Below are 5,430 nucleotides of genomic sequence, written 5' to 3'. Positions count from 1 at the left end.
CCTCAGCACTCGATGATGTTCACCGCGAGCCCGCCTCGGGCCGTCTCCTTGTACTTGACGTTCAGGTGTTCCGCCGAGCCGATCATCCTCTTGAGCTGCGAACCTACGACCGATGGGCTCGTGAGCAAGGCTGCCAGGGACATCTCAGGGACTTTTCGCTCTTGATCTTGGGCGAGCCAGGAGTCCATGGCCGCGAGCCCGCGCTTCCCCGCACCCGGCATGAAGTGAGCGTAGCGGTCGAGGGTGATCTTCGGCGTCGAGTGGCCGAGCCACGTAGCTACGCTCACTACGGATTCGCCCGCTTCCAACTGCACACTGGCATAGGTGTGCCGCAAGACATGGAACATGTCCTCCCGCGATGTCTCGAAGACGGGGTATCGGCGGATGCGACCGGAGTACTGCTGTAGCTTCTCGCCCGCTATGCGGATGACCCCGGCGGCAGCGAGGGCAGGCTGCCAGGTCCGCTCGTTCCAGGTACGGTAGTAGATCCTGTTGCCTTGCGACGTGCTGAGGACGAGGCGGACGGTGATCGGCTTACGCTGCCGCGCTTCAAGAGCGGAGGCAGGGAAATCCGGATTTCGCCACGGCAGTGTGCACTTCACCGACGGGAAGCGCTGGAAGTGCTCCTGGGCACGGAGGGCGAGCTCCGGGGGAAGTGGAACATCGCGGGTCTTACCCCGTTTGGGCAAGCAGAAGTAAGGCCGCCCTTTTGAGTCCCACCGAAGCTGCCTCCGAACATGGACGACTTGGGAGGAGAAGTCGAAATCGCGCTCATCGAGGCCGAACGCCTCTCCTTGGCGCAAGCCGAGACCGAGTCCGAGATCCACGGAGAAGCGGTAGCGTTCCTGCAAGGACGACCGGACCGCTTCGACGGTTGAGCGCGACCATGCCTTCGCCTTCTTCTCGGACGGCTTCGGAGCCTTGACCGAACGATTTACCGTGCACGGGTTTTTGAGCAGGCGCCAGTCATCCACTGCTGAGCCGAAGATCGTCTTGAGATGGCGCCAGATCACCTCGGCTGTTGACTCTTCGACCCGGGGCAGCAGCTCAGCCTTGAACGTCCGCAGGGTCGATGCGTCGAAGTCCCGCAAGGCGACGTCTCCTATGAGGGGGATGATGTGTTTCCAGATCCGGCTGCGCATGGGTCCTTTGGTTGACGGCTCATCAGTCCGGCTGGGCCACCAGTGTTCTTCGATGTACTCGCCCGAGTGAGATCGCGCCATCACGGGGATCTACAAACTCGCCGCGCTTGGTGTCGGTGGTTGCTGAGGCAAGCCAATGCTTGGCATCCTCGCTCGTGTTGGCCGCGGCAAGAAATCCAACTGGCTGACCAGTTCCGGAATGATCAGCGACCTGAAGAAGGCGCTGCTCTACGGCAAGTGGACAATAGACTGGGACCACGGCTACCACAACACGGCATGGAAGATCACATACTCGCACAAAACGGGTTGCGGCTGCCGGAAGAAGACGAAATGGACAGTCACGGTGTTCTACCGGAACATTGCCGCACCTGACACAAAGCCGCTGGGCGTGACCACGGCATACAAAAACAAGACCGGCTGACACACCACCCGGTGCCGGTGTTGGCCGCGCGTCGTGCGGTTCACGCCGGCACCGGGCGCTCGTTTCGCAAGGCATTGAGGAATCGGAATCAGGCGGCTCATGAACAGTTCCGTGGACGACATCATCCGTGCGGTGGTCGATGCTCTGGAGCAACGAGCCTCGGCTCGGGGGGAAACCGTGCGGGCCCTCGGTTCGGTCCGGGACCTCGTTGCGAACGACGAGGCGGAAATCGCGGTCGATTACCTCATCAACACGGTCAACTCGTTTCGGCTCGCGCTGCGGCAGGACGAGTACGACCGGCTCATGTCGGCGGCCGTCCGGCTGGACTACGCGGACTGCGTGACCGACATCGATCCCGGGTTGCTCGTCCCCGCCTCCGACGACGTCTGACGGCCTGGCCCCGGTACCGCCGGGGTCAGGCCCTCGTCATTGAGTGCGCGGGCCGCGAAAACCTCCCGTTGCGGAGCTCTGGGCGGTGATGTTGGCTGCGACCGGGCCATGCAGGGCGACTCCGCGCTCACACCGGGCGGCCACGATTGCTGCAGTGGTGGGATAGCCGGCATCCACACGGTGCTCGCCGGGCAGGCAGTCGCGGATCGCGAGGCTGGCGTGGATCTCCTCGCTCATCACGTTGTCTGGGACGGTCGCTGGAGTGGTGACCACATGCCCCAGGAGCCGGACCCATGGGCGCTGTCCTCAATGGCGGTGATCCCGTGTTCATTGAGAGCACCGTGGATGGGGCTGAGGTTGAGTGCATGGGAACACCCTGCACCTTGCAGGTATCGGCCCATGCCGGAAGAGATACTAGAGTGCGGTGCGTAACACGCACGGAGCGGTGTTACCGCGCCGCCTTGTGCAGCGATGAGTGGTGCATTTGTGCCTCGATGCCGCACCCATGCCCTGCTGGTGTGTTAACAGCGGTCAGGGCTCTTTGAAATCAGAATGGGGTGGGAATGTCCCAACACCGGCTGTCCAAAAAGGGCCGCTACATTGCCTGGGCGGTGGCGGGTGTCGCCGTCGTCGGGGGTGCCGGAATCGCGGCACAGACGTCGATGGCTGCCGCCACGATGCCCGCACAGAAAACGTACACCGGGCGCGCGTTCGACGCCTGCACGGCGCCTTCACTGGCAGCCATGAAAGCCTGGCGCGGAGGGTTGTACGGCGCCGTCGCGGTCTATATCGGGGGAAAGAACCGGGGGTGCGCACAGCCGAACCTGACGGCCTCCTGGGTGAAGTCGGTCAACGCCTCCGGCTGGAAGCTCATCCCGCTCTACGTGGGTGCCCAGCCGCCCTGCCAGACGAGCAAAAACCCGGAGAAGTTTACTTCCGCCACCGCGGCCTCCCTCGGCGCGAGCAATGCCAACGATGCGATCACAAAAGCATCGGCGCTCGGCATGAAGGCCGGCAGCCCGGTCTATCTGGACATGGAGCCGTACGACATCGCCAACAAGGCGTGCAACGACGCGGTACTGACCTACGTGCGCTCCTTCACCAAGACGCTGCGCGCCAAGAACTACCGCGCCGGTTTCTACGGCTTCAGCAGCTCCAGTGCCAAGGCGATCGCCACCGCAACGAACAAAACCGACCTGCCGGGCAACCTGTGGTACGCCCTGTGGGACAAGAACAACACCACGACCGCCGACTGGCCGTGGGACCCTACGCAGTTCACCAACCACAGCCGCGGCCATCAGTACATGGTCAACAGCAAAGAGACTCGCGGCGGTTACACCATCACCGTCGACCGCAACGCGTGGGACGCCCCGGTCGCGATCATCGGCTGAGAGCGGCGCAAACCGGCGAACCTATGCGGTCGGAGCACCAGACACCGCCGCGGGTGGCCTCGACGACTAGCTTGATCTTTTGTTTCGGCCGTGGAAAGGCTTCTCGTGCTTAATCATCCGGTCCAGTAACCGCGGTGTCCGCAGGCGGCCTTCGGCTGAGCATGTGCTCCGACCAGAAGACACACACGCCCAGCACGAAGGCCGTGGCCTGTTGTATCAGGTTGTCCGGCAGGATCCGTTTGTGGAACCCCACGTTCCAGGGTGAGTTCCACTCCTGCCTGATACTCCAGCTGTAGATCGTGATTCGAGAGAGGCGCGTCGGCGAGGGCGGCCGTTATTCCAGCCACATCCCGTCGCGCATGATGACTCTCCCGCGTAGTTCCGGCTCGCCGCGCCAAGCGCACACAGTCCTCGGGACCACGCGTACATACAGAAAGGAACCCTCTTCCACGCGTGGATCCCACCCGAACTTGTCGGCGAACGCCTCCGCTGTACCTCTGGGTATTTCCTGGTCCGGGAAGCACTCCGCCTCACCTTGAAGGAGCACCACGTCGAAGGTGTCCGGTAGCGCCAGGCGCACGCGCGGCTCTTTGCGGACGTTCCGCGCAGTCACGGATGTGGCGCTGGTACACATCCACACCGCTCGCCCGTCCCACAAGAACCACAGCGGCACCTGGTGCGGCCCGTGATCAGGGTGAGCCGTCGACACCCATACATCCCGCTCGGTAACGAGCCGCTCCAGAGCGTCGCGCATACGCTCCGCCGTCCGGCGACGAACAATTCCCGTGGTCTCCATGAGGACCGACCCTAGCCAGGCAGGCGCGAAGCGGGCCTGAGGCGCAGGACCTACTCCCAGCGACCGATGAAGCCCTCAGCTCTTGGCTCGGGGCGACCGACTTCGGTGCTCGGAGTGGCCGGCGGAAGTGCTCCCTGCGGGCCTCGCCCGGTGCCCGCCGGTACTACGAAAAACACGCGGCCCGTAAAGCGGGCTGCAACCCGGCCCTAAGGCAGGTCGGCAACCGCCTGGTCGGCATCCTCCGCGGATGCCTCAAAAGCTGAGCAGGTCGTCCAGGCGGATTTGAGCCTCAAGCACGCAGAACAGGTCGCGCCCGTCCGTGGTGATGAAAGAGGTGCCGCGCTTGAAGATGTCTTTTCCGCCGTCCGAGAAGCCGTTGACGCTCACGAACAGGCCCAGGGCATTTTTGCCCTTTCGCTGAACCTTGCCATCGAAGTTGGTCATGTGCTCCGCCTCGACTGCGGCACCCAGCCACTTGGCCTCAACGATGTAGTGATCGGTGTTGTAGTAGATCGCGCCGTCGATCTGCTCGCCCTTCAAGTTGTAGGCGAGTGTTGGCTCAAGGTCGAAAAGGGTGAAGAGCCGATGCAGAAACGGTTCGAACTCTCGTCCGGCCTGCTGCGGTTTTCCATCTGGCTGAGCCGCAGAAACTCTTGAATCAGCTCTTGGAGCACGTCGGCGAAGTCCCGATTACGGCGTCCTTCTTCACGGTGGGCGGCCAATGTGGCAGAGAATTGCTCCCGCTCCTCGGCCAGGGCGGCGTGGCGACCCACCCACTTGCTCAAATTGGCTACCGCTTCTCGCGCAAGGGCCAGCAGATCTTCGGCGTCCACCTGCCTGACGAGGTTCGGGAACGTGTCCAACCTGGCCATGTCGGTCATCAACTCGATGGTGAAGTCTCGGTAATCCGCCTCACGATCCATCAGCAGTTTGACGAGCTGAGCCGAGGTCTGTCGCTTCGTCGTGGTGAAGTCGAGAAGCACCAGCAACTCGGGGTGCTCGCGTAGGCGTCGGCGTAGATCTTCCTGGAACGGGATCTTGTTCCAGTTGATCGTGGTAAGCGCCTCGATCAATGCACCGTAAGCGTCGGGATGAATCTTCTTCATCGTCCCTGACCGCACATCTGCCATGGTTCGCCCACCCCCAGTGGCCCGACGGCTACTCTGCTGCTCTTCCCGTGTGCAGACGGGAAAGTCCATGACAGAGCTGAGAGACGGGAAACCGCTGATCAGAGTGCGTTTCCTCAGCACTCGATGATGTTCACCGCGAGCCCGCCTCGGGCCGTCTCCT

Annotated in this window: 7 protein-coding genes and 1 pseudogene; 3 read left to right on the top strand and 5 right to left on the bottom strand. The window is 62.9% G+C overall.

The annotated features are described in order from the left end of the window. Positions 1 to 2: 2 nt before the first annotated feature. Positions 3 to 1,142 carry a tyrosine-type recombinase/integrase gene (locus tag GA0115259_RS35200; protein WP_237540721.1) on the bottom strand — a complete coding sequence of 380 codons (1,140 nt, stop codon included), beginning with the start codon at positions 1,140 to 1,142 and terminating at the stop codon, positions 3 to 5. Between the two features lie 136 nt (positions 1,143 to 1,278). On the opposite strand from GA0115259_RS35200, the gene GA0115259_RS42455 reads away from it, so the two are divergent. Both GA0115259_RS42455 and GA0115259_RS35195 read left to right on the top strand, forming a co-directional pair. Further along, positions 1,279 to 1,563, top strand: coding sequence for a hypothetical protein (locus GA0115259_RS42455; protein ID WP_237540720.1), 285 nt, complete (start codon positions 1,279 to 1,281; stop codon positions 1,561 to 1,563). 111 nt (positions 1,564 to 1,674) lie between these two features. Further along, a complete protein-coding gene (locus tag GA0115259_RS35195; protein WP_176732767.1) occupies positions 1,675 to 1,953 on the top strand; it encodes a hypothetical protein in 279 nt (92 codons plus the stop codon). A gap of 60 nt (positions 1,954 to 2,013) precedes the next feature. On the opposite strand, the pseudogene GA0115259_RS39800 reads toward GA0115259_RS35195, so the two are convergent. Next, positions 2,014 to 2,238 (bottom strand): annotated as a pseudogene (locus tag GA0115259_RS39800) (IS5/IS1182 family transposase); the annotation flags it as partial. A gap of 278 nt (positions 2,239 to 2,516) precedes the next feature. Between GA0115259_RS39800 and GA0115259_RS35190 the strand changes: the two are divergent. After that, on the top strand, positions 2,517 to 3,344 hold the full coding sequence (locus GA0115259_RS35190) for a glycoside hydrolase domain-containing protein (protein WP_093604410.1): 828 nt from the start codon (positions 2,517 to 2,519) through the stop codon (positions 3,342 to 3,344). A gap of 334 nt (positions 3,345 to 3,678) precedes the next feature. On the opposite strand, the gene GA0115259_RS35185 is transcribed toward GA0115259_RS35190, so the two are convergent. The 3 genes from GA0115259_RS35185 to GA0115259_RS35175 form a co-directional block, all read right to left on the bottom strand. Beyond that, positions 3,679 to 4,140: a pyridoxamine 5'-phosphate oxidase family protein gene (locus GA0115259_RS35185; protein ID WP_093604408.1), complete on the bottom strand. Its 462-nt coding sequence runs from the start codon at positions 4,138 to 4,140 to the stop codon at positions 3,679 to 3,681. 252 nt (positions 4,141 to 4,392) lie between these two features. After that, a complete protein-coding gene (locus tag GA0115259_RS35180) occupies positions 4,393 to 4,731 on the bottom strand; it encodes a restriction endonuclease (protein ID WP_093604406.1) in 339 nt (112 codons plus the stop codon). Further along, positions 4,677 to 5,246 carry a hypothetical protein gene (locus GA0115259_RS35175; protein WP_093604404.1) on the bottom strand — a complete coding sequence of 190 codons (570 nt, stop codon included), beginning with the start codon at positions 5,244 to 5,246 and terminating at the stop codon, positions 4,677 to 4,679. Before GA0115259_RS35175 ends, GA0115259_RS35180 begins: the two co-directional genes overlap by 55 nt. Positions 5,247 to 5,430: the final 184 nt, after the last annotated feature.

It is taken from the genome of Streptomyces sp. MnatMP-M17 (assembly GCF_900091995.1).
Taxonomy (GTDB): domain Bacteria; phylum Actinomycetota; class Actinomycetes; order Streptomycetales; family Streptomycetaceae; genus Streptomyces.
This window is presented reverse-complemented; position numbering and strand designations above follow the sequence as displayed.